The sequence below is a fragment of the Luteimicrobium sp. DT211 genome, assembly GCF_049844995.1.
GTDB lineage: Bacteria > Actinomycetota > Actinomycetes > Actinomycetales > Cellulomonadaceae > Luteimicrobium.
Genome location: NZ_JBNCMC010000003.1, coordinates 702,673 through 722,523 on the forward strand (window position 1 = coordinate 702,673; position 19,851 = coordinate 722,523).

Here is a 19,851-nt window from a genome sequence, read left to right on the forward strand (position 1 = left end):
AGGGCGCGCGGTCTTCCATCCGCGTCGCTCGTTCCTCGCGCCGCTCCCGCCAGACCCACCACGACCGCGCGTCCTCACCCCGCTCCCGCCGCGCGTCCGGGTCGCCTCCGCAGGATTTCCCGAACTGCCCGCGTCGTCGGGTAGTCCGCGAGGTACCCCTCCGGGAGGCCTACTTCGGTGGGGGCGGGGTCGCCAGGGTGACCGTGACGCGGCCCGACGGGACCGTCGCCGGTGCCTTGGCGCCGCTCTTCGTCGACGACGGCGCCTTCGTCCAGCGGGCCGAGGCCCGGGTCCAGGTCTCGTCGTCCACGCGGACCTGGACGACGTCGTAGGCGCGCGCGACGGCGACCGTCCACTGGGCGACGGCCCACGCGTTGGTGGCGTCCGCGCCCGGCAGGGTCCGGGCGTCGAGGGTGAGGGTCGGGGACGAGCCCGACGCCGCGACCGCCGTCCCGTAGTCCCGTGCGACCCGGGTGCGGAGCTCGGTCGCGTCGGCGGCGGTGTCGACGTCGTCGGGCGCTGGGCGCAGCGTGCACGTGAGCGCCGCGGGGGAGTGACCCGTGAGCGCCGACGCCCAGGCGCGCGACTGCGTCTCGTGCTGCCCGTACGCGTCGGGGAACGCCGACCGCTGCACCTTCTGCGCGGCCTGGGTGACCGGCAGGTCCTGCCAGCCGTCGACCTTCACGAGGACGTCGAGGAACGCGTTCGTCGCGAACACCGGGTCCTGCAGCTGCTCCTCGGTGCCCCAGCCCTGCGACGGCCGCTGCTGGAACAGCCCGAGGGAGTCCCGGTCCCCGTACGGCAGGTTCCGCAGCTTCGACTCCTGCAGCGCCGTCGCGAGCGCGATCGTCGCGGCGTGCGCCGGCAGGCCCCGCCGCACGACGACGGCGCTCACGGTCGCGGCGTTGTCCGCCTGCTCCGGGGCGAGCCACCAGCGGGTGCCGTCGAGGTTCGCGGTGCAGCCCTCCACGACGGGGGTCGTGTGCCGCACGTCGAGCCGGTGCAGCAGCCCGACGACGCCCGCCACGGCACCACCGAGCACGACCGCGCCCACGCCCACGGCGACGGCGGCGCGCCGGACGCGGCGCCGTCGTCGTCGGGCTGTGGTGGGGCGGCGCCAGGGCTCGGGCCCGGCGCCGGGCGTGGGCACGCGGCGTCAGTTCGCGTGCAGCGCGGCGTTGAGCTCGATGCCCACGCCCGTGCGGGCGACGACCTCGACCCGGCCGGTCAGGGAGTTGCGCCGGAACAGCAGGCCGTCGCGGCCGGCGAGCTCGCTGGCCTTCACGACGGGCGCGGCGTCGTCGGCGACCCCCTGGCCGAGCAGGGCGACCTTCGTGCCTGCGGTCACGTAGAGCCCGGCCTCGACGACGCAGTCGTCGCCGAGGGGGATGCCGAGGCCCGAGTTCGCGCCGAGCAGGGACCGCTCGCCCAGCGAGACGACGGTCTTCCCGCCGCCCGACAGCGTCCCCATGATCGAGGCGCCGCCGCCGACGTCCGAGCCGTCGCCCACGACGACCCCGGACGAGATCCGGCCCTCGACCATCGACGTGCCGAGCGTGCCGGCGTTGTAGTTGACGAAGCCCTCGTGCATGACGGTCGTGCCGGCGGCCAGGTGGGCGCCGAGGCGGACGCGGTCGGCGTCGGCGATGCGCACCCCCGACGGCAGGACGTAGTCGACCATGCGCGGGAACTTGTCGACGCCGTGCACGGTCACGTGCCGGCCCGCGGCGCGCAGCCGGCCGCGCACCTCCTCGAAGCCGTCGACGGCGCACGGGCCCTCGCTCGTCCACACGACGTTGGCGAGGAGGCCGAACAGGCCGTCGAGGCTGACGTCGTGCGGGCGCACCAGCCGGTGCGACAGGAGGTGCAGGCGCAGGTAGACGTCGGCGGTCGACGAGGGGGCGGCGTCGAGGTCCGCCTCGGTCAGCACGACCTCGGTGCGGACGGCCCGGAGCGCGTCGGTGCGCTCCGCGCCCGCGAGGACGTCGGGCGGCGCCGCGTCGGAGGGGCGCGCGCCGAGCGCGGGGGACGGGTACCAGACGTCGAGAACAGCTCCCGACTCGGTGACGGTCGCGAGGCCGTAGCCCCAGGCGGTGCGTGCGGTCATGACCCCCAGCCTAGGAGATCGCGGACCCCCCTCGAGAGCCTGTGGGCATCCGTTCTGCTGTGCCCGGTCGGGTTGGAACAGCAGAACGGATGCCCACAGCGGAATGCGGGGGAGCGCCGGTAGGGTCGACGGCGTGACCTCAGCATCCCCCGCGCCGCAGCGTCCGTCGTACCCGACGTTCCCCCTGGCCCTGCACGACCCCGTCGTCCTGACCCGGCAGATCTGCGACGTGGAGTCCGTGAGCGGCAACGAGAAGGACCTCGCCGACGTCGTGGAGGGCGCGCTCTCGCCCCTGCCCCACCTGGAGGTGCTGCGCGACGGCGACGCCGTCGTCGCGCGCACGGCGCTGGGGCGCGACCGCCGCGTGGTCTTCGCGGGCCACCTCGACACGGTCCCCGTCGCTGCGAACCTGCCCGTGCGGGTCGTGGGCGAGGGCGCGCACGCGGAGCTGTGGGGCCGCGGCACCGTCGACATGAAGGGCGGCGTCGCGATCATGCTCGCCCTGGCCGCGGAGCTCGCCGAGCCGTCCTACGACGTCACGTGGGTGTTCTACGACCACGAGGAGGTCGCGAGCGACCTCAACGGCCTCGGCCGGCTCGCACGGACCCGGCCCGAGCTGCTCGCCGGCGACCTCGCCGTCGTCGGGGAGCCCAGCAACGCCGGGATCGAGGGCGGCTGCAACGGGACGCTGCGCGCCGACGTCGTGCTCACCGGCGTCGCGGCGCACTCGGCGCGGGCCTGGATGGGCGTCAACGCGGTCCACGCGGCCGGCGAGGTGCTGTCGCGGCTCGCGGCGTACGAGCCGGCGACCGTCGAGGTCGACGGGCTCGCCTACCGCGAGTCGCTGAACGCCGTCGGCATCACGGGCGGCGTGGCGGGCAACGTGATCCCGGACCGCGCCGTCGTGACCGTCAACTACCGCTTCGCGCCGAGCCGCAGCGTCGACGAGGCCGCGGCGCACGTGCGCGACGTGCTCGCGGGCTTCGACGTGACCGTGACCGACGCCGCGCCGGGCGCACGCCCCGGCCTCGACGCGCCCGCGGCCCGGGACTTCGCGAAGAGCGTGCTCGAGCGCACGGGCGGCGAGCCCGCGCCCAAGTACGGCTGGACCGACGTCGCCCGCTTCAGCGCGCTGGGCGTGCCGGCCGTGAACTTCGGCCCGGGCGACCCGCTGCTCGCCCACAAGGACGACGAGCACGTCTCCGCCGCCCAGATCACCCTCTGCCACGACGCCCTGCGCGACTGGCTGACCCGCTGACCCGCTGACCCGTCCGACCCGTCCCACCGGCACCGCCCGTACGGAGGCCCCCATGGCCAGTCCCGACCTTCCCCCCACCGACCCCGACGAGCGCGGGGACGGCTACCGCAAGGGTCCCGTGATGCTCCGCGGGAACCAGGTCCCGCGCGAGACCACCGACCAGCGGCTGCTCGAGTCGCGCGGCGACGCCGACTGGGTCCACCAGGACCAGTGGCGCGTGCTCCGCATCCAGGCGGAGTTCGTCGAGGGCTTCGGCGCGCTCGCTGAGCTCGGCCCGGCGGTCTCGGTGTTCGGGTCCGCCCGCACCCGGCGCGACCACCCCGACTACGCGCGCGCGGAGGAGGTGGCCCAGGGGCTCGTCGAGGCAGGCTTCGCCGTCATCACCGGCGGCGGCCCCGGCATCATGGAGGCCGCCAACAAGGGCGCGTGCGAGGCCGGTGGCGTGTCCGTGGGCCTCGGCATCGAGCTGCCGTTCGAGCAGGGCATGAACCGGTGGGTCGAGCTCGGCGTGAACTTCCGCTACTTCTTCGCCCGCAAGACGATGTTCGTCAAGTACGCGCAGGGCTTCGTCGTGCTGCCCGGCGGCTTCGGCACGCTCGACGAGCTGTTCGAGGCCGTGACGCTCGTCCAGACCCGCAAGGTCACGCGCTTCCCGATCGTCCTCGTCGGCACGGCGTACTGGTCCGGCCTCGTCGAGTGGCTGCGCAGCTCCGCCGTCGAGCACGGGACCATCGGCCCCGCGGACCTCGACCTGCTGCACGTCGTCGACGACCCCGCCGAGGCCGTCCGGATCGTGACGCACGCCGACGCCGAGCCCGAGGCTGCGACGCGGGAGTCGCAGTCGTCGGCGACGTGACGCCAGTCCCGCGGTCGTCCGCGCCCCTGGTGCTCCGGGGCCGCGAGCTCGGGGCGACCGCGCCCGTCGTCATGGCGATCGTCAACCGCACGACCGACTCGTTCTACGCCGGCGCGCGCCACGCCGACGACGCGGCGGCGCTCGCGGCCGCCGAGCGCGCGTTCGAGGACGGCGCGGAGATCCTCGACGTCGGCGGGGTCCGCGCGGGCGTGGGGCCCGAGGTCACCCCGGCGGAGGAGATCGCGCGGGTCGTCCCGTTCGTCGAGCGGGTGCGCCGCGAGCTCCCCGACCTCCTGGTCTCGGTCGACACGTGGCGCGCCGAGGTCGCGGACGCCGCGATCGACGCGGGCGCCGACCTCGTCAACGACACCTGGGCCGGGCACGACCCCGGGCTCGTCGAGGTCGCGGGCCGCGCGGGCGTGGGCGTCGTCTGCTCGCACACGGGCGGCCAGGCCCCCCGCACGGACCCCTACCGCGTCTCGTACCCGCTGCCCACCCCGCTCCCGGACCCCCTGCCGGGTGGCGTGGCTCCCGTCGACCCGCGGGACGGCGTCCTGCTCGACGTCCTCGCGACGCTGCGGGCGGGCGCCGAGCGCGCCGTCGCGTGCGGGGTGCCGCCGCGGAGCGTGCTCGTGGACCCGACGCACGACTTCGGCAAGAACACGTGGCACTCGCTCCACCTGGTCCGGCGCACCGAGCCGATCGTGGCGCTCGGCTATCCGGTGCTCATGGCGTTCTCGCGCAAGGACTTCGTGGGGGAGACGCTCGACCTGCCGGCCGAGGAACGGCTCGAGGGTACCCTCGCGGCCACCGCGGTCGCCGTGTGGCTCGGCGCCACCGTGTTCCGCGCCCACGACGTGCGGTCCACGCGCCGCGTGGTGGACATGGTCGCCGCGATCCGCGGCGACGCGCCCCCCGCCGCCGCCACGAGGGGGATCGAGTGACCGAGCCCGCGGCCGACGTCGCGGCCGCCGTCGACGCCGGGCCCGCCGCCGCCCGGCGTCCCGCCGACCCTCGCACCTGGCCGTGGTGGGTCCAGGTGCTTGCCGTGTACGGGCTGGCCCGCGCGTTCTCTGCCGTCGTGATCGTCCGGGTCGCGTCCCACCAGGTGGCGAACGGCTGGACGGGCGCCGACCCGTCGTACGCCGACTACGTGGGCCGCATGTTCGACGCGACCTGGTACCTGCAGATCGCGGAGCACGGCTACCCCCACACGCTGCCGCTCGGCCAGGACGGTGCGGTCCAGCAGAACGCCTGGGCGTTCTACCCGCTGTTCCCGCTGGTGCTCCGGGCGTTGATGGCCGTCACCGGCCTGTCGTGGACGTTCCTCGCCCCGACCTTGTCGCTGCTCCTCGGCGCGGGCGCGGTCCTGGTGATCTACCGGCTCGTCGAGCGCGGGGGCTACCGTGCGACCGCGCTCGTCCCGGGGCTGCCGCTCGCGACGGTGCTGCTGGTCAGCGTGTTCCCGTCGTCGCCGGTGCTGCAGACCGCGTACACGGAGTCGCTCGCGCTGCTGCTCATCGCGTCGGCCCTGTACCTGCTGGCGGTGCGCCGCTACTTCTGGGCGGTGCCCCTGGTGGTGCTGCTCGGTTTCACGCGCGCGGTCGCGCTGCCCATGGCGTGCGTCGTGGCCTGGCACGTGCTGTGGCGGGCGTGGGGGGTGTGGGGGCCGTCGGCCCGGCGCGACCCGGACCGCGCGAGCAGGGACCGGTTCTCGGTCCGCGACGTCGCGGGGCTCGGAGCGCTGCTCGGCACGTGCCTGGTCGCGGGCGTCGCGTGGCAGCTCGTCAGCGGCTGGGTCACCGGCCGCAGCGACGCGTACTTCGCGACGCAGGCCACGTGGCGGTCGGGCTCCGTCCAGTACTTCACGCCCTGGATCACGAATGCGAAGGTCCTCTTCCACGACCGCGGGCCGCTCGTCCTCGCGGCCGTCCTCGTCGTGCTCGCGCTGATGCTGCTCAGTCCGGTGGCGTTCCGCCTGGGCCCCGAGCTCCAGGGCTGGGCCATCGCCTACACGGCCTACCTCGTGCTCGTGACGGATCCCTGGACGTCGACGTGGCGGTTCGCGCTGCTCGCGTTTCCCTACCTGGCGATCCTCGTGGGCTGGGCGCGGAGGCGGGCGGTCTTCGCGAGCGTGCTCACCGTTCTCGTGCTGCTGTCCTTGTACGGCCAGGTCGACTGGGTGTGGGAGCTCTGGCGGTTCACCCCACCGGCCGACTGGGCGCCGTGAGGGGCGTGGACGTGAGGTGCGTCGGTGGTGTGGGTCACGTGAACTAGACTGTCTATGGCCCTTTCGCACCATCCGGGGCCTGGTCACGACTGACCGCACGCAACACGAACACCGCGCTGCACCACGACGAACGGAGAGCCGCTCATGGCCGCGATGAAGCCACGTACGGGTGATGGACCCCTCGAGGTCACCAAGGAGGGGCGTGGCATCGTCATGCGGGTTCCGCTCGAGGGTGGTGGACGCCTCGTGGTCGAGCTGAACGCGACCGAGGCCTCGGAGCTCGGAGAGGCGCTCCAGGCCGTCGTCGGCTGATGGCGCGCGACCTCCCGGAGGTCGTCGGTGCACTCGGGGACCTTCCCGGGTGCACCTTCCTGACCGACGACGACGTCAGTGCCGTCGTCGTCGCAGTCGCCCCCGCCCCGGAGCCGGGTGAGGGGGCGCAGCCCCGCGCGGGCACGGTCGACGCGTCCGCGCTCTACCACGTCGACCTCGGCGAGATGGCGGAACGGCACGGGCTCGAGGGCGCGGCCGGAGACGCCGCCGTCGTCGACCTGCCGCGGCCCCACCGCGGGGCGTCGGAGTCCTTCCCCTGGGCGGACCTGCCCCGCCGGATCGTGCTGCTCGGGGTCGGGGACGGTTCGACCGCCGACCTGCGCCGGGCGGGAGCCGCGCTCGCGCGCCGCACCGCCGGTCTCGAGCGGGTCGTCTCGGTCGCCACCGCGGGCGCGCCGGCCGACGGCGTGCGCGCCTTCGCGGAGGGCTACCTCCTCGCGGCGTACCGGCCCGAGCGTTGGAGCGGCTCGCCGGACTCGCGTCCCGCGCCCGCCGAGCAGCTCGTCCTGCTCGACCCGGCGTCCGACGCCGAGCCCGCCCTCGTCCCCGCCCGTCGCGCCGCGCGCGCGACCTGGCTCGCACGCGACCTCACGGCGACGCCGTCGAGCGTCAAGGACCCGGCCTGGCTCGCGGACCGCGCACGCACTCTCGCGTCCGCCGCCGGGCTCGACGTCCGCGTCCTCGGCCCGCGCGAGCTCGAGGGGCAGGGCTTCGGCGGGATCCTCGCCGTGGGCGGTGGCTCGTCCCGCCCGCCACGGCTCGTGGTCGTGAGCCACGAGCCCGACGCGGCGGCAGGGGAGGCTCCGCGGCACGTCGTCGTGGTCGGCAAGGGCATCACCTTCGACACGGGCGGGCTGTCCCTCAAGCCGCGCGCCGCGATGGCCCCCATGAAGACCGACATGGCCGGCGCCGCCGTCGCGCTCGCGGCGGTGCTGGGCGCCGCCGAGGCAGGCTCCCCGCTCCGTGTGACCGCGCTGCTCCCGCTCGCGGAGAACCACCTGGGCGCGTCGTCGTACCGGCCCGGGGACGTCCTTCGTCTGCACGGGGGCACGACGGTCGAGGTCGCGAACACCGACGCGGAGGGGCGCCTCGTGCTCGCCGACGCCCTCGACCACGCCGTGCGCGAGCTCGCGCCCGACGTGCTGGTCGACGTCGCCACGCTCACCGGCGCGGCGGCGGTCGGGCTCGGCCGGGGGCACGCCGCCCTCTACGCGACGGACGAGGCCCTGGCCCGCACGGTCGAGGCGGCCGCCGCCCGCACCGGCGAGGCGGTGTGGCGGATGCCGCTCGTGGCCGACTACGCCGAGGCGCTGGCCTCGGACGTCGCGGCGCTGCGCAACGTCCCGGCGCGCCCGCCGGGCGGCGGCTCGATCACCGCCGCGCTGTTCCTGCGCGAGTTCACCGGCGGCCTGCCGTGGGTCCACCTCGACATCGCGGGCCCCGCGCGGTCGTCGGGGAACAGGCACGAGGTCGTCGAGGGGGCCACGGGCTTCGGCGCGCGTCTGCTGCTCGAGGTCCTCGACCTGCTCTCCTGAGACCTGCCGTCCGGGGCCCCTCGAGCGTTCAGCGGCGGACGCCGAGCAGCAGCCCGTCGCCCGAGGGCAGCAGCGCGGGCAGCAGCCGCTCGTCGTCGCGCACGGTGCGGCCCACGTCCCGTACGAGCGTCGTGAGCTCGTCTCGTCGCGCGGGGTTGGCGACCCGGTCGTGCGCGAGCGCCGCGTCGACCGCGAGCACGCCGCCCGGGCGCAGCAGGCGCACGCCCTCCTCGACCGCCAGCGGGTACCCGTGGACGTCGCCCGCGACGAGCACCAGGTCGTAGGCGCCGTCGGCGAGCCGGGGGAGGACGTCGGCGGGACGGCCCGCGATCGCGCGCAGCCGGGACGGCCGCACGTCGGCGGCGGTGAGGATCTGCTTGGCGGCGCGCTGGAGCGCGGCCTCCGGGTCGATCGTCGTCAGGACGCCGTCGTCGGGCATGCCGCCCAGCAGCCACAGCGCGCCGATGCCCGTGCCGGTCCCGATCTCGACGACCGAGCGCGCCTGGAGCGACGCGGCCAGGAGGCGCAGGACGCTCCCGGCGCCGGGAAGGATCGTCGGGAGGTCGAGCTCGAGGGCGAGCTCGCGCGCACGCAGCTGGTGCTCGTCCTCGGGGACGAACTCCTCGCAGTAGGTCCACGAGAGCGCCCGCCCCGAGGTGTCGGGGCTCGCCCCCGTGACCGTCGTTCCCGTCCGGTCCCTGCCGCCCGGACCACCGAACCTCTCGCCCGTGATGGTGCCCTCCCCGCGTCCGTCCGGCGGGCGCGCCGCCGGCCTCCGACCCGCGGCGCACGTGCGGCGCGGGTGCCACCGCGATGCTACCGGGAGGGGTGCGGCTCCGCCCGGACGCCTGGGATCGGGAGCGGCCGGACTTCTCGGGCATCCCGGCGCGGAGCTCAGAGCTCGACGATGCGCCTCAGGCCGGCGTCGACGGCGTCGAGGAGGTTTGCCGGGAGTCGAACCTCGGTGGGCTCCACGTCCGCACGGTCCACGGTCATGGGCTGCGACACGTTGACGACGGAGTCCTTCGGAAGCCCGGAGGCGAGAGCGGGGAGGAACACGTTGCCCGGGTGTCGCGCGAGGGCGGTGTTGGAGGTGATGGGAAGAACGACCACGGTCGAGATTCGGGACCTGTTGTACTGATCCGACTGGACGACCACAGCGGGGCGCCGCTTGGCCGGCGCGCTGCCTCGCGGCTCGCCGAAGTCGACCCAGCAGACCTCCCCTCGGCGGATCACCACGTGTCGGACCGGTCGACCAGCCGTGCGTTCGCTGCCCGGCGGAGCGACGACGTCTCGTCACCGGGCTGGCCCACGTCGTCGATCGCATCGTCGATCTGGGCCGTGAGGTCGGCGCCGTCGAGCTCGTCGGCGTAGCGCTCCGCCGCCCGCCGGTAGAACTCCGATCGGGTCATGCCGTGCTTCTTGGCGAGATGATCGAAGCGCTCCGACGCGCGGTCGGGGAGGCTGATCGCTGTCTTCATCTCGCCAGGGTATAACTCTTTCTACCCTGGGTGCGGGGGGATCTTCCTGTGACGGTCCGCATCGGCGTCGCGTCCAGGTCCGGACGGTACCCTGGCGGACGTGTTCGACATCAACGGCGGGGAATGGCTCGTCCTCCTCGTCGTCGCCGTGATCGTGATCGGGCCCGAGCGGCTGCCCGGTTACGCGGAGCAGCTCGCGCGGCTCGTGAAGCGCGGCCGCGAGTTCGTGACCTCGACGCGTACGCGCCTGGACGAGGAGCTCGGCGACGGCGCGGGCGTCGACTGGCAGGCGCTCGACCCCCGCCGCTACGACCCCCGCCGCATCGTCCGCGACGCGCTGCTCGACGACGACACCCGCGGCACCCTGTCCGACGTGGCGAGCGCCGTCGGGCTCAAGGGGGCGGGCGGCGCGACCGGTGCGCGCACGGGCGACCCGGGCGGCCGACCGGTCGAGAACGCACCGGCCGAGGCGCCCGCCGCCCTCGACCCCGCGGCCTCGATGCCGTTCCGCGCCGGCGCGACCTACGTCGCGGGCTCGGGGCCCGTGCCGTGGGACGACGAGGCCACCTGAGCGCCGGACGACCCGTCCGAGCAGACTCCTGGCCGCCGGGCGCGGGTTTCGGGACCGGGCCGCGGGCCTGTCAGAATGTGGGGATGCCGAACCTACCGGACCGGACGGGCACGCAGGTGCGTATCGGTGTCGCGATCGCGGTGCCGCCGCCGTTCGGGACCGAGCTGGGCGAGGCCCGGCGCCGCTTCGGGGACCCGCAGGCCGACGCCATCCCGCCGCACATCACGGTCCTCGGCCCGAGCGTGCTCGAGCGCGAGGCCCTCGACTGCGCCGTCGAGCACCTGCGGAAGGCGGCCGCGAGCCAGGACCCCTTCCACGTCGTCCTGCGGGGCGCGGGCACCTTCCGGCCCGTGTCGCCCGTGGTCTTCGCCCAGGTCGCCGTGGGGATCGCGGAGTGCGAGGCCCTCGAGGCCGCGGTCCGCACCGGGCCCCTCGACTTCCCGCTCCGGTTCAACTACCACCCGCACGTGACCGTCGCGCACGAGGTCACGGACGACCTCCTCGACGCCGCGTTCGACGGCATGGCCGGCTACGAGGCGACGTTCCCGGTGGACGCGGTGCACCTGTTCGAGCACGGCGACGACAGCGTCTGGCGCCCCGTGCGCGCCTTCCCGCTGGGCGGGGCCGACCCTGCCTGAGCCGCTGCGCGGACCGGTCCCGCCCCCTACGGTCGAGGGATGAGTCGCCAGGTCACGCGCCCGACGCGCCCCGGTTCGCGCGCGGCCCGGCCCGACGACGCGGGGCCCCCTCGGGTGGCCGGCCGGCGCCCGCCGGGTGTCCGGCAGGAGCGGGACGAGGCGACGCGCCACCGGACCGTCGGCCGCTCGGCCCGCGAGCTCCAGGCCGCGCTGCTCGGGCGGCCGGCCCGGGGCGAGCGCCCGGGCTGGCTCCCGGCCTTAGTGCCGTCGCCCGTGGCGGGGCTCGTCGCGACGGCCGTGCACCGCGAGGAGGCGGTCCTCGCCTGGTGGAAGGCCACGCGCCTCGCCCGCGCCCAGGCGAGGTTCAGCGTCTCGCGCGGTGGCCTGCTCTGCGGCGGGCTCGCGTACACGGCCCTGTTCGCGCTGTTCGCGGCGCTCGCGATCGGCTACACGATCTTCATGGCGGTGCTCGGCGGCAACGAGCGGCTGCGGGACGACCTCCTGGCCGAGATCAACAAGGCCGTGCCGGGCCTGATCGACACCGGGGACGGCCACGGGGCGATCCAGCCGGACCAGCTGCTCCTCAACGCGAGCTCGGTCGCCGGGGTGGTTGCGGCGCTCGTCCTGCTCTGGACGGCGATGTCGTTCATGAGTGCGCTGCGCGGGGCGGTGCGGATCATGCTGGGCCTCGCGCGCGAGCCCGTGAACTTCGTGATCGGCAAGGCCAAGGACCTCAGCGCGTTCGTCGTGCTGCTCGTGGCGGTCGTGGCGTCGTCGGCGGTCAGCGTCGTCGCGACGTCGGCGTCGTCGTGGCTCGTGCGCACGCTCGGGCTGCCCGACGGCGTCAGCGGGCTGTTCGCGGCGCTCGGACTCGCGGTGGCCGGCGTGGTCGACGTCCTGGTGGTCGTGTACGTGCTGCGCGTGCTGGGCGGCTCGCGCGCCGGCTGGGGCGACACCCTGCGTGGCGCCGTGGTCGCCGCCGTCGTCCTCGGTGGCCTGCGCTACCTGGGCACGAGCCTGATCGTCGGGAGCGCGTCGAAGAACGCGCTCCTCGGCTCGTTCGCGGCCGTCGTGACGGTGCTGCTGCTCGTGAACTTCGTCGCGCGGGTGCTGCTGCTGGTCGCCGCGTGGCTGTCCGACCCGTCGCCCGACGACGTCTACCCGGCGCCCGCACGCCGGCTCGCCGTGCCGCACGAGGTCGCGCGGGTCGCGAGCGCGGCCGACGCGGGCGGCGTCGCCGTCCACGGCCGGTACGTCGCGGGCGGGCGACGGCGCCCGGCCGGCGCGGCGCACCGCGTCGCGGGGGAGACCGCCGCCGGCACGACGGCGGGCGGCCGCCCCCCGCAGGAGGACGGCCGCCCGTCGTGGTGGTCGCGCCTGCTCGGCAGGCTGCGGCCGGGAGGACTCAGAAGGCGCGCGTGATCATCGCGCGCTTGACCTCCTGGATCGCCTTGGTGACCTCGATGCCGCGCGGGCAGGCCTCGGTGCAGTTGAAGGTCGTGCGGCAGCGCCACACGCCCTCCTTGTCGTTGAGGATCTCCAGGCGCTGCGCGGCGCCCTCGTCGCGGCTGTCGAAGATGAACCGGTGCGCGTTGACGATCGCCGCCGGGCCGAAGTACTGGCCGTCGTTCCAGAACACCGGGCACGAGCTCGTGCACGCGGCGCACAGGATGCACTTGGTGGTGTCGTCGAAGCGGGCGCGGTCCTCGGCCGACTGCAGGCGCTCCTTGGTGGGGGTGTGCCCGTCGGTCACGAGGAACGGCATGATCTCGCGGTAGGACGCGAAGAACGGCTCCATGTCGACCACGAGGTCCTTGATCACGGGCAGGCCCTTGATGGGCTCGATCGTGATCGGCTTGTCCGGGTTGACGTCCTTGAGGAGCGTCTTGCAGGCGAGCCGGTTGCGGCCGTTGATGCGCATGGCGTCCGACCCGCACACGCCGTGCGCGCACGAGCGGCGGAAGGTCAGCGAGCCGTCGTGGTCCCACTTGATCTGGTGCAGGGCGTCGAGCACCCGGTCCGTGCCGTGCACGGTGACCGTGTACTCGTCCCAGTAGGACTCGGTGCCGTGGCTCGACTCGGGCAGGTACCGGCGGATGCGCAGCGTGACGTCGAAGCTGGGGATCGCGCCGGCCTTCGGCTCGGCGTCCGCGGAGGTGGGGCGGTCGGCGAGAGCAGTCATCAGTACTTACGCTCCATCGGCTGGTAGCGGGTGACGGTGACCGGCTTGGAGCCGAGCACCACCTGGTAGTCGTCGAACTCCTCGGCGTGCGAGAAGTACTCGTCGGAGCCGTCGAAGACCTCGGGCGCCTGGCCCGCCTCGTCGAGGGGCCGCCGGTAGATCATCGTGTGCTTCATGTAGTTCGCGTCGTCGCGCGTGGGGAAGTCCTCGCGGAAGTGCCCGCCGCGCGACTCCTTGCGGTTGAGCGCCGCCACCACGGTGACCTCGGCGACGTCGAGCAGGAAGCCCAGCTCGATGGCCTCGAGGAGGTCGGTGTTGAACATGCGGCCCTTGTCCTGGACCGACACGTTCCGGTAGCGCTTCTGCAGGGCGCGGACGTCGTCGAGCGCCTCCGTGAGCGACTCGCCCGTGCGGAACACCTGCGCGTTGCGGTCCATCGTCTCCTGCAGCGCCTTGCGCAGGTCCGAGACGCGTTCGCCGTCCGGGCGCGACCGCATGTTCTCGAGCTCGGCGACGACGCGCACCGTCGGGTCCTCGGGCAGCTCGTGGAACTCGGCCGTGAGCGCGTACTCGGCGGCGGCGCGGCCCGCGCGCTTGCCGAACACGTTGATGTCGAGCAGCGAGTTGGTGCCGAGGCGGTTGGAGCCGTGCACGGACACGCACGCGACCTCGCCGGCCGCGTACAGGCCCTTGACGACGTCCTGGTCGTTGCGCAGCACCTCGGCCTGGATGTTGGTCGGGATGCCGCCCATCGCGTAGTGCGCCGTCGGGTAGACGGGCACCGGCTCGGTGTACGGCTCGACGCCCAGGTAGGTCCGCGCGAACTCGGTGATGTCCGGGAGCTTCGCGTCGATGTGCGCGGGCTCGAGGTGCGTGAGGTCGAGCAGCACGTAGTCCTTGTTCGGACCGGCGCCGCGGCCCTCGCGGACCTCGTTGGCCATCGAGCGGGCGACGATGTCGCGCGGCGCGAGGTCCTTGATGGTCGGCGCGTAGCGCTCCATGAAGCGCTCGCCCTCGGAGTTGCGCAGGATCGCGCCCTCGCCGCGGGCCGCCTCCGACAGGAGGATGCCGAGCCCCGCGAGGCCGGTCGGGTGGAACTGGAAGAACTCCATGTCCTCGAGCGGGAAGCCGCGGCGGAGCGCGAGCGCCATGCCGTCGCCCGTCAGGGTGTGCGCGTTCGAGGTCGTCTTGAAGATCTTGCCCGCGCCGCCGGTCGCGAAGACGATCGACTTCGCCTGGAAGACGTGGATCTCGCCCGTCGCGAGCTCGTACGCGACGACACCGGTCGCGTTGACCTCCTCGCCCTCGGGCACGTGTCCCGCGGACAGGTCGTGGTCGACGATGAGGTCGAGGACGTAGAACTCGTTGTAGAACTCGACGTTCTGCTTGACGCAGTTCTGGTACAGCGTCTGCAGGATCATGTGCCCCGTGCGGTCCGCGGCGTAGCACGCGCGGCGCACGGCGGCCTCGCCGTGGTTGCGCGTGTGACCGCCGAACCGGCGCTGGTCGATCTTGCCCTCGGGCGTCCGGTTGAACGGCAGCCCCATGTGCTCGAGGTCGAGCACGGCGTCGATGGCCTCCTTGGCCATGACCTCGGCCGCGTCCTGGTCGACGAGGTAGTCGCCGCCCTTGACGGTGTCGAAGGTGTGCCACTCCCAGTTGTCCTCCTCGACGTTCGCGAGGGCGGCGCACATGCCGCCCTGCGCGGCGCCGGTGTGGGAGCGCGTGGGGTAGAGCTTCGAGATGACGGCCGTCCGCGCGCGGCCCGAGGCCTCGAGCGCTGCGCGCATCCCGGCGCCGCCCGCGCCGACGATGACGACGTCGTACTGGTGGGTCTGCATCGGTGCCGATGCCTCCTTGGCGAGTGTTCGGGTCCGACTGGGGCTCAGGCCGAGCAGAAGGCGGGCAGCAGGTCCGCGGGCTCGCCCGTCGGGCACGGGGTGAAGGTGAAGATGACGAGGGTGCCGAGCACCACGGTGATCACGGCCGCGAGGTAGAGCAGGACCTTGAGGGTCATGCGGACGCCGTCGCGCGACGCGTAGTCGTTGATGACGGTGCGCACACCGTTGGTGCCGTGGATCATGGCGAGCCAGAGCATCAGCAGGTCCCAGATCTGCCAGAACAGCGAGGACCACTTGCCGCCCACGAAGGCGAAGTCGATCGCGTGCACGCCGTCGCCGACCATGAGGTTGACGAACAGGTGGCCGAAGATCAGGACGAGCAGCAGGACGCCCGACGCGCGCATGAACACCCACGAGTAGAGCTCGTAGTTGCCGCGCGTCGTCTTGCGGCGTTGGTAGCGGGCGCGGGGAGCCTCGATGGTGGGGCTCACGGGAGCGGCCGCGGTCTTCTCGGTCGTCATCAGTTCCCCCCGAAGACGTTCATGAGGTGGCGCGGCAGGAAGCCGGCCATCGCGACGACCCACACGCCGAGCGCGATCCAGAGCATCGTCTTCTGGTACTTCGGACCCTTGGCCCAGAAGTCCACGAGGATGATCCGGATGCCGTTGAACGCGTGGAACACGATGGCGGCGACGAGCCCGGCCTCGCCGAGGCCCATGATCGGGTTCTTGTACGTCCCGATGACGTCGTTGTACGCCTCGGGCGAGACGCGCACGAGCGACGTGTCGAGCACGTGCACGAGAAGGAAGAAGAAGATCAGCACGCCGGTCACGCGGTGCGCGACCCACGACCACATGCCTTCACGGCCGCGGTAGAGCGTGCCTGCGGGTGCACTGGGCACTTCGGGGGCCTCCTGTGGCGAGTTCGTCCGAGGGCCGGATGTGCTCTCGGTGAGCGGTGCCCGTGGTCCTCCGCCATGAGGGCAGGACACCACCCCACTGCGCCCCACTGTAATGACACGTCGCCAGGTCCGAGCGCCGACCGCGCGTCGTCGGGCCCCGATCGTGAAGGTTTTGTGACGCATCGCACAGGGCTCGCGCTCACTATGCTCGGGGCATGCCGCAGTCCCACTCTTCCGGCGAGTCGCCGGGTGCCGGCCCCATCCCCGGCTTCCACGCCGTCGTCCCCGCCGGAGGTGCCGGGACCCGCCTGTGGCCCTTGTCACGCGCCGGCTCGCCGAAGTTCCTCCACGACCTCACGGGCTCCGGGCGCTCCCTGCTCCAGGCCACCGTGGACCGGCTCGAGCCGCTCGCGGGCCCGGGCAACGTCGTGCTGGTGACGGGCCGAGCGCACGTCGCCGCCGCGAAGGAGCAGCTGCCCGGCCTGCCCGACGACGCGATCGTCGCCGAGCCCTCGCCGCGCGACTCGATGGCCGCCATCGGGCTCGCGGCCGCGATCCTCCAGCGGCGGCACGGGGACGTCGTGCTCGGGTCGTTCGCCGCCGACCACGTCATCACGGGCCGGGCCGCGTTCGACCGCGCCGTCCGCGAGGGCGTCGAGGCGGCGCGCGCCGGCTACGTCGTGACCGTCGGCATCGCGGCGTCGCGCCCGTCGACGGCGTTCGGCTACGTCCGCAGCGGCGCCCCGCTCGGCGTCGACGGAGCGCCCACGGCGCTGCACGCCGTCGGCTTCACGGAGAAGCCCGACGCCGCCACGGCCCGCACCTACCTGGCGACGGGGGAGTACCGCTGGAACGCGGGCATGTTCCTCGTGCGCACGTCCGTCCTGCTCGGCCACCTGCAGCGCCTCCGCCCCGCGCTCCACGACGGGCTCGTGCGCGTCGCGGCCGCGTGGGACACCCCGGAGCGCGACGAGGTCCTCGACGCGACCTGGCCGGGCCTGGAGAAGATCGCCATCGACCACGCTGTCGCGGAGCCCGTCGCGGCCGACGGCGGCGTCGCGGTCGTGCCCGGGACCTTCGGCTGGGACGACGTCGGCGACTTCAACTCGCTCGCCGCACTGCTCCCGTCGCTGGACGGGACGGGGACCAAGATCCTCGGCGACGAGGCGAACGTCGTGCGCGTGGAGTCCGCCGGGTCGGTGCTCGTGCCGGCCGCGGGCCGGCCGATCGCCGTCCTCGGTCTCGACGACGTCGTCGTCGTGGACACGCCCGACGCGCTGCTCGTGACGACGCGCGCCCGGGCCCAGCAGGTCAAGGACGTGGTGCAGGAGCTGCACGAGCGCGGTCTGGACGACCTGCTGTGAGCGCGCCGACCGGGCTCGACCCGATCATCGAGCGCGTCGCGGCCCTCGTGCGCGAGCTCGAGCCCGAGCTCGTGGCGGTGCGCCGTGACGTCCACGCCCACCCGGAGCTCGCCCGGACCGAGGTCCGCACGACGCGCGTGGTCGCCGACCGGCTGCGCGCCGCGGGCCTCGCGCCGCGGCTGCTCGAGGGCTCGGGGCTGCTGTGCGACGTGGGCCGCACCGGGCCGCGGGCGTTCGGGCCCGAGGTGCCCGCGGTGGCGCTGCGTGCCGACATCGACGCGCTGCCGCTCGAGGACAGCTGCGGGCTGCCGTTCGCGTCGACCGTCCCGGGCGTCGCCCACGCGTGCGGCCACGACGTCCACACGGCGGTCGTGCTCGGCGCGGGCCTCGTGCTCGCGCGCCTGCACGACGAGGGCCTCCTGCCCCGCCCGGTCCGGCTGATCTTCCAGCCGGCCGAGGAGGTCATGCCGGGCGGGTCCCTCGACGTCGTCGAGCAGGGCGGCCTGGAGGGCGTCGAGCGGATCTTCGCGGTCCACGCCGAGCCCAAGGTCGACGTCGGGCAGGTGGGGACGAGGATCGGGCCGATCACCTCGGCGTCGGACGCGATCACCGTGACCATCACGTCGCCCGGCGGGCACACGTCGCGGCCGCACCTGACGGGCGACGTCGTCTACGCGCTCGGGCAGGTCATCACCCAGGTGCCCGCGGTGCTGGGCCGCCGGCTCGACCCACGGTCGGGCGTCAACCTCACGTGGGGAGCCGTGCACGCGGGCGTCGCCCACAACGCGATCCCCGTCACGGGGACCGTCGCCGGCACCCTGCGGTGCCTCGACGTGCGGGCGTGGGAGCGCGCGGGCGAGGTGCTCGACGAGGCCGTGCAGCAGGTGGTCGCGCCCTACGACGTCGAGGTGGAGCTCGAGCACGTGCGCGGCGTCCCGCCGGTCGACAACGACGAGGCGTCGACAGCGCGGCTCGAGGCGGCCGCGCGCGACCTGCACGGCCCGGACGCCGTCCTCCTGACCGAGCAGTCGCTCGGTGGCGAGGACTTCGCCTGGTACCTGACCCGGGTCCCCGGTGCGATGGCACGCCTCGGCACCCGGACGCCGGGCGGCCGCACGTTCGACATCCACCAGGGCGACCTCCAGGTGGACGAGCGGGCGATCGGCGTCGGGGCGGGCCTCCTGGCGCGCGCGGCGACCCTCTGAGGCGGCTTTTTTCGTCACGCTTTGGTATCGGTACCTGCGCCGTTACCCGCCGGTAACGTGCGGCGGCGTCCGTGATGCTTAGAGTTCACCTCAGACCCGGGGCCCGGGGTGCCCGACGACGTGCGAACCGGTCCCGGCACGCCTCGCGACCGGGGCGGGGGAGTCTGCAGACAGCACGACGACGGAGGGGTTCGACAGTGTCGACATCGAAGAGGTTCATGGGGCTCGGCGCGCTCGCCGTCGCCGGCGCGCTGGCGCTCGCGGCCTGCGGCCAGGCGCCGGGCGACGACAACGGCAGCGGCACCGGCACGAGCGCCGCAGGCGGCAACTTCAAGGCCTGCATGGTGTCCGACTCCGGCGGGTTCAACGACAAGTCGTTCAACGAGTCCGGCTACGACGGCCTGAAGAAGGCGGAGTCCGACCTCGGGGTCAAGATCGCGACCGCGGAGTCCAAGCAGGAGTCCGACTTCGCGCCGAACATCTCGAACATGGAGCAGCAGAACTGCAACCTGATCATCACGGTCGGGTTCCTGCTCGCCACGGCGACCGGTGACGCCGCCAAGGCCCACACCGACACGAAGTTCGCGATCGTCGACTCCACGGCGCAGGACGCCAACGGCAAGGAGATCACGGTCGACAACGTCAAGCCGATCAGCTTCGACACCGCGCAGGCCGCGTACCTCGCCGGCTACCTCGCCGCGGGCATGAGCAAGACGGGCACCGTCGCCACGTACGGCGGCATCAAGATCCCGACGGTGACGATCTTCATGGACGGCTTCGCCGACGGCGTCGCGAAGTACACCGAGGACAACGGCAAGAGCGTCAAGGTGCTCGGCTGGAACGTGGCGAAGCAGAACGGGTCCTTCACGGGCGACTTCGAGGACCAGTCGAAGGGCCAGGAGCTCACCAAGACGTTCATCGACCAGGGCGCGGACATCATCCTCCCCGTCGCCGGGCCGGTCGGCGCGGGCACGCTCGCGGCCACCAAGGACGCGAACGCGAACGGCAAGAGCGTGTCGGTCCTCTGGGTCGACTCCGACGGCGCCGTCTCCAACCCGGACTACGCGAACATCATCCTGTCGTCGGTCGTGAAGGAGATCGGGGCGGCCGTCGAGGACGTCATCAAGACGACCAAGGACGGGAACTTCGCCAACGACCCGTACGTCGGGACGCTCGAGAACAAGGGCGTCGGCCTCGCCCCGTTCCACGACTTCGACTCGAAGGTCCCGCAGGACCTCAAGGACAAGATCACCCAGCTCCAGGCGGACATCGTCAGCGGGAAGATCAAGGTCACCTCGCCGAGCTCGCCGAAGTGATCTGACGTTCCCGCGTGCGACGGGTCGGGGCTC

The 19,851-nt window shown here is 73.6% G+C and carries 21 protein-coding genes; 12 read left to right on the forward strand and 9 right to left on the reverse strand.

Features of this window, described 5'->3' with window-relative positions; genetic code table 11:
- Positions 1 to 169 precede the first annotated feature (169 nt).
- Together ACLQ14_RS10730 and dapD are read right to left on the reverse strand one after the other, a co-directional pair.
- Positions 170 to 1,150: a hypothetical protein gene (locus ACLQ14_RS10730; RefSeq protein ID WP_425812740.1), complete on the reverse strand. Its 981-nt coding sequence runs from the start codon at positions 1,148 to 1,150 to the stop codon at positions 170 to 172.
- Between the two features lie 6 nt (positions 1,151 to 1,156).
- Positions 1,157 to 2,107: a 2,3,4,5-tetrahydropyridine-2,6-dicarboxylate N-succinyltransferase gene (gene dapD, locus ACLQ14_RS10735; RefSeq protein ID WP_425812742.1), complete on the reverse strand. Its 951-nt coding sequence runs from the start codon at positions 2,105 to 2,107 to the stop codon at positions 1,157 to 1,159.
- 133 nt (positions 2,108 to 2,240) lie between these two features.
- On the opposite strand from dapD, the gene dapE reads away from it, so the two are divergent.
- The 6 genes from dapE (at position 2,241) to ACLQ14_RS10765 (ending at position 8,319) form a co-directional block, all read left to right on the forward strand.
- Positions 2,241 to 3,365 (forward strand): succinyl-diaminopimelate desuccinylase, encoded by a 1,125-nt coding sequence (dapE, locus tag ACLQ14_RS10740; RefSeq protein WP_425812744.1) that lies wholly within the window; start codon positions 2,241 to 2,243, stop codon positions 3,363 to 3,365.
- Positions 3,366 to 3,417: 52 nt separating this feature from the next.
- The gene (locus tag ACLQ14_RS10745; protein WP_425812746.1) at positions 3,418 to 4,221 is read left to right on the forward strand and encodes a TIGR00730 family Rossman fold protein; all 804 of its coding nucleotides are present in this window, start codon (positions 3,418 to 3,420) and stop codon (positions 4,219 to 4,221) included.
- Positions 4,218 to 5,165, forward strand: coding sequence for a dihydropteroate synthase (gene folP, locus ACLQ14_RS10750; protein WP_425812748.1), 948 nt, complete (start codon positions 4,218 to 4,220; stop codon positions 5,163 to 5,165). Before ACLQ14_RS10745 ends, folP begins: the two co-directional genes overlap by 4 nt.
- The gene (locus ACLQ14_RS10755) at positions 5,162 to 6,451 is read left to right on the forward strand and encodes a hypothetical protein (RefSeq protein WP_425812750.1); all 1,290 of its coding nucleotides are present in this window, start codon (positions 5,162 to 5,164) and stop codon (positions 6,449 to 6,451) included. The genes folP and ACLQ14_RS10755 overlap by 4 nt, the downstream gene beginning before the upstream one ends.
- Before the next feature lie 144 nt (positions 6,452 to 6,595).
- Positions 6,596 to 6,763, forward strand: a complete 168-nt coding sequence (locus ACLQ14_RS10760; protein WP_064506638.1) for a DUF3117 domain-containing protein — start codon at positions 6,596 to 6,598, stop codon at positions 6,761 to 6,763.
- Positions 6,763 to 8,319 (forward strand): leucyl aminopeptidase family protein, encoded by a 1,557-nt coding sequence (locus ACLQ14_RS10765; RefSeq protein WP_425812753.1) that lies wholly within the window; start codon positions 6,763 to 6,765, stop codon positions 8,317 to 8,319. Before ACLQ14_RS10760 ends, ACLQ14_RS10765 begins: the two co-directional genes overlap by 1 nt.
- Positions 8,320 to 8,347: 28 nt before the next feature.
- Here the strand turns inward: ACLQ14_RS10765 and ACLQ14_RS10770 are convergent, their stop codons facing one another.
- The 3 genes from ACLQ14_RS10770 to ACLQ14_RS10780 are packed head-to-tail and all read right to left on the reverse strand — an operon-like array spanning position 8,348 to position 9,800.
- Positions 8,348 to 9,217, reverse strand: coding sequence for an O-methyltransferase (locus ACLQ14_RS10770; protein WP_425812888.1), 870 nt, complete (start codon positions 9,215 to 9,217; stop codon positions 8,348 to 8,350).
- The gene (locus tag ACLQ14_RS10775) at positions 9,214 to 9,558 is read right to left on the reverse strand and encodes a type II toxin-antitoxin system PemK/MazF family toxin (protein WP_425812755.1); all 345 of its coding nucleotides are present in this window, start codon (positions 9,556 to 9,558) and stop codon (positions 9,214 to 9,216) included. The genes ACLQ14_RS10770 and ACLQ14_RS10775 overlap by 4 nt, the downstream gene beginning before the upstream one ends.
- The gene (locus tag ACLQ14_RS10780) at positions 9,552 to 9,800 is read right to left on the reverse strand and encodes a CopG family transcriptional regulator (RefSeq protein ID WP_425812757.1); all 249 of its coding nucleotides are present in this window, start codon (positions 9,798 to 9,800) and stop codon (positions 9,552 to 9,554) included. The genes ACLQ14_RS10775 and ACLQ14_RS10780 overlap by 7 nt, the downstream gene beginning before the upstream one ends.
- Before the next feature lie 100 nt (positions 9,801 to 9,900).
- On the opposite strand from ACLQ14_RS10780, the gene ACLQ14_RS10785 reads away from it, so the two are divergent.
- From ACLQ14_RS10785 to ACLQ14_RS10795, 3 genes are all read left to right on the forward strand, one after another.
- The gene (locus ACLQ14_RS10785) at positions 9,901 to 10,371 is read left to right on the forward strand and encodes a twin-arginine translocase TatA/TatE family subunit (protein ID WP_425812759.1); all 471 of its coding nucleotides are present in this window, start codon (positions 9,901 to 9,903) and stop codon (positions 10,369 to 10,371) included.
- Positions 10,372 to 10,454: 83 nt separating this feature from the next.
- A complete protein-coding gene (locus ACLQ14_RS10790) occupies positions 10,455 to 11,009 on the forward strand; it encodes a 2'-5' RNA ligase family protein (protein WP_425812761.1) in 555 nt (184 codons plus the stop codon).
- A gap of 39 nt (positions 11,010 to 11,048) precedes the next feature.
- Entirely contained in the window at positions 11,049 to 12,431 is a 1,383-nt protein-coding gene (locus ACLQ14_RS10795; RefSeq protein ID WP_425812763.1) for a YihY/virulence factor BrkB family protein, read from the forward strand.
- Here the strand turns inward: ACLQ14_RS10795 and ACLQ14_RS10800 are convergent.
- Genes ACLQ14_RS10800 through sdhC form a run of 4 tightly spaced genes read right to left on the reverse strand, consistent with a single transcriptional unit; the run spans position 12,415 to position 15,933 of the window.
- The gene (locus ACLQ14_RS10800) at positions 12,415 to 13,191 is read right to left on the reverse strand and encodes a succinate dehydrogenase iron-sulfur subunit (protein WP_425812765.1); all 777 of its coding nucleotides are present in this window, start codon (positions 13,189 to 13,191) and stop codon (positions 12,415 to 12,417) included. The two genes, ACLQ14_RS10795 and ACLQ14_RS10800, sit on opposite strands and share 17 nt — an antisense overlap.
- A complete protein-coding gene (gene sdhA, locus ACLQ14_RS10805) occupies positions 13,191 to 15,032 on the reverse strand; it encodes a succinate dehydrogenase flavoprotein subunit (protein WP_425812767.1) in 1,842 nt (613 codons plus the stop codon). Before sdhA ends, ACLQ14_RS10800 begins: the two co-directional genes overlap by 1 nt.
- 44 nt (positions 15,033 to 15,076) lie before the next feature.
- Complete coding sequence (locus ACLQ14_RS10810) at positions 15,077 to 15,553, reverse strand: succinate dehydrogenase hydrophobic membrane anchor subunit (protein WP_425812769.1); 477 nt, start codon at positions 15,551 to 15,553, stop codon at positions 15,077 to 15,079.
- Entirely contained in the window at positions 15,553 to 15,933 is a 381-nt protein-coding gene (gene sdhC, locus ACLQ14_RS10815; RefSeq protein WP_425812771.1) for a succinate dehydrogenase, cytochrome b556 subunit, read from the reverse strand. The genes ACLQ14_RS10810 and sdhC overlap by 1 nt, the downstream gene beginning before the upstream one ends.
- 215 nt (positions 15,934 to 16,148) lie before the next feature.
- On the opposite strand from sdhC, the gene ACLQ14_RS10820 reads away from it, so the two are divergent.
- The 3 genes from ACLQ14_RS10820 (at position 16,149) to ACLQ14_RS10830 (ending at position 19,818) form a co-directional block, all read left to right on the forward strand.
- Entirely contained in the window at positions 16,149 to 17,297 is a 1,149-nt protein-coding gene (locus ACLQ14_RS10820) for a mannose-1-phosphate guanylyltransferase (RefSeq protein ID WP_425812773.1), read from the forward strand.
- Positions 17,294 to 18,502: an amidohydrolase gene (locus ACLQ14_RS10825; RefSeq protein WP_425812775.1), complete on the forward strand. Its 1,209-nt coding sequence runs from the start codon at positions 17,294 to 17,296 to the stop codon at positions 18,500 to 18,502. The genes ACLQ14_RS10820 and ACLQ14_RS10825 overlap by 4 nt, the downstream gene beginning before the upstream one ends.
- A gap of 218 nt (positions 18,503 to 18,720) precedes the next feature.
- Positions 18,721 to 19,818: a BMP family lipoprotein gene (locus ACLQ14_RS10830; protein WP_425812890.1), complete on the forward strand. Its 1,098-nt coding sequence runs from the start codon at positions 18,721 to 18,723 to the stop codon at positions 19,816 to 19,818.
- The last annotated feature ends 33 nt before the right edge of the window (positions 19,819 to 19,851 follow it).

Excerpts from the sequence above, each read along its gene's own strand:
- dapD (WP_425812742.1), bottom strand. The coding sequence starts at position 2,107 with ATGACCGCACGCACCGCCTGGGGCTACGGCCTCGCGACCGTCACCGAG.
- ACLQ14_RS10745 (WP_425812746.1), top strand. The coding sequence starts at position 3,418 with ATGGCCAGTCCCGACCTTCCCCCCACCGACCCCGACGAGCGCGGGGAC.
- ACLQ14_RS10760 (WP_064506638.1), top strand. The coding sequence starts at position 6,596 with ATGGCCGCGATGAAGCCACGTACGGGTGATGGACCCCTCGAGGTCACC.
- ACLQ14_RS10765 (WP_425812753.1), top strand. The coding sequence starts at position 6,763 with ATGGCGCGCGACCTCCCGGAGGTCGTCGGTGCACTCGGGGACCTTCCC.
- ACLQ14_RS10780 (WP_425812757.1), bottom strand. The coding sequence starts at position 9,800 with ATGAAGACAGCGATCAGCCTCCCCGACCGCGCGTCGGAGCGCTTCGAT.
- ACLQ14_RS10790 (WP_425812761.1), top strand. The coding sequence starts at position 10,455 with ATGCCGAACCTACCGGACCGGACGGGCACGCAGGTGCGTATCGGTGTC.
- ACLQ14_RS10795 (WP_425812763.1), top strand. The coding sequence starts at position 11,049 with ATGAGTCGCCAGGTCACGCGCCCGACGCGCCCCGGTTCGCGCGCGGCC.
- ACLQ14_RS10800 (WP_425812765.1), bottom strand. The coding sequence starts at position 13,191 with ATGACTGCTCTCGCCGACCGCCCCACCTCCGCGGACGCCGAGCCGAAG.
- sdhA (WP_425812767.1), bottom strand. The coding sequence starts at position 15,032 with ATGCAGACCCACCAGTACGACGTCGTCATCGTCGGCGCGGGCGGCGCC.
- ACLQ14_RS10810 (WP_425812769.1), bottom strand. The coding sequence starts at position 15,553 with ATGACGACCGAGAAGACCGCGGCCGCTCCCGTGAGCCCCACCATCGAG.
- ACLQ14_RS10820 (WP_425812773.1), top strand. The coding sequence starts at position 16,149 with ATGCCGCAGTCCCACTCTTCCGGCGAGTCGCCGGGTGCCGGCCCCATC.
- ACLQ14_RS10830 (WP_425812890.1), top strand. The coding sequence starts at position 18,721 with ATGGGGCTCGGCGCGCTCGCCGTCGCCGGCGCGCTGGCGCTCGCGGCC.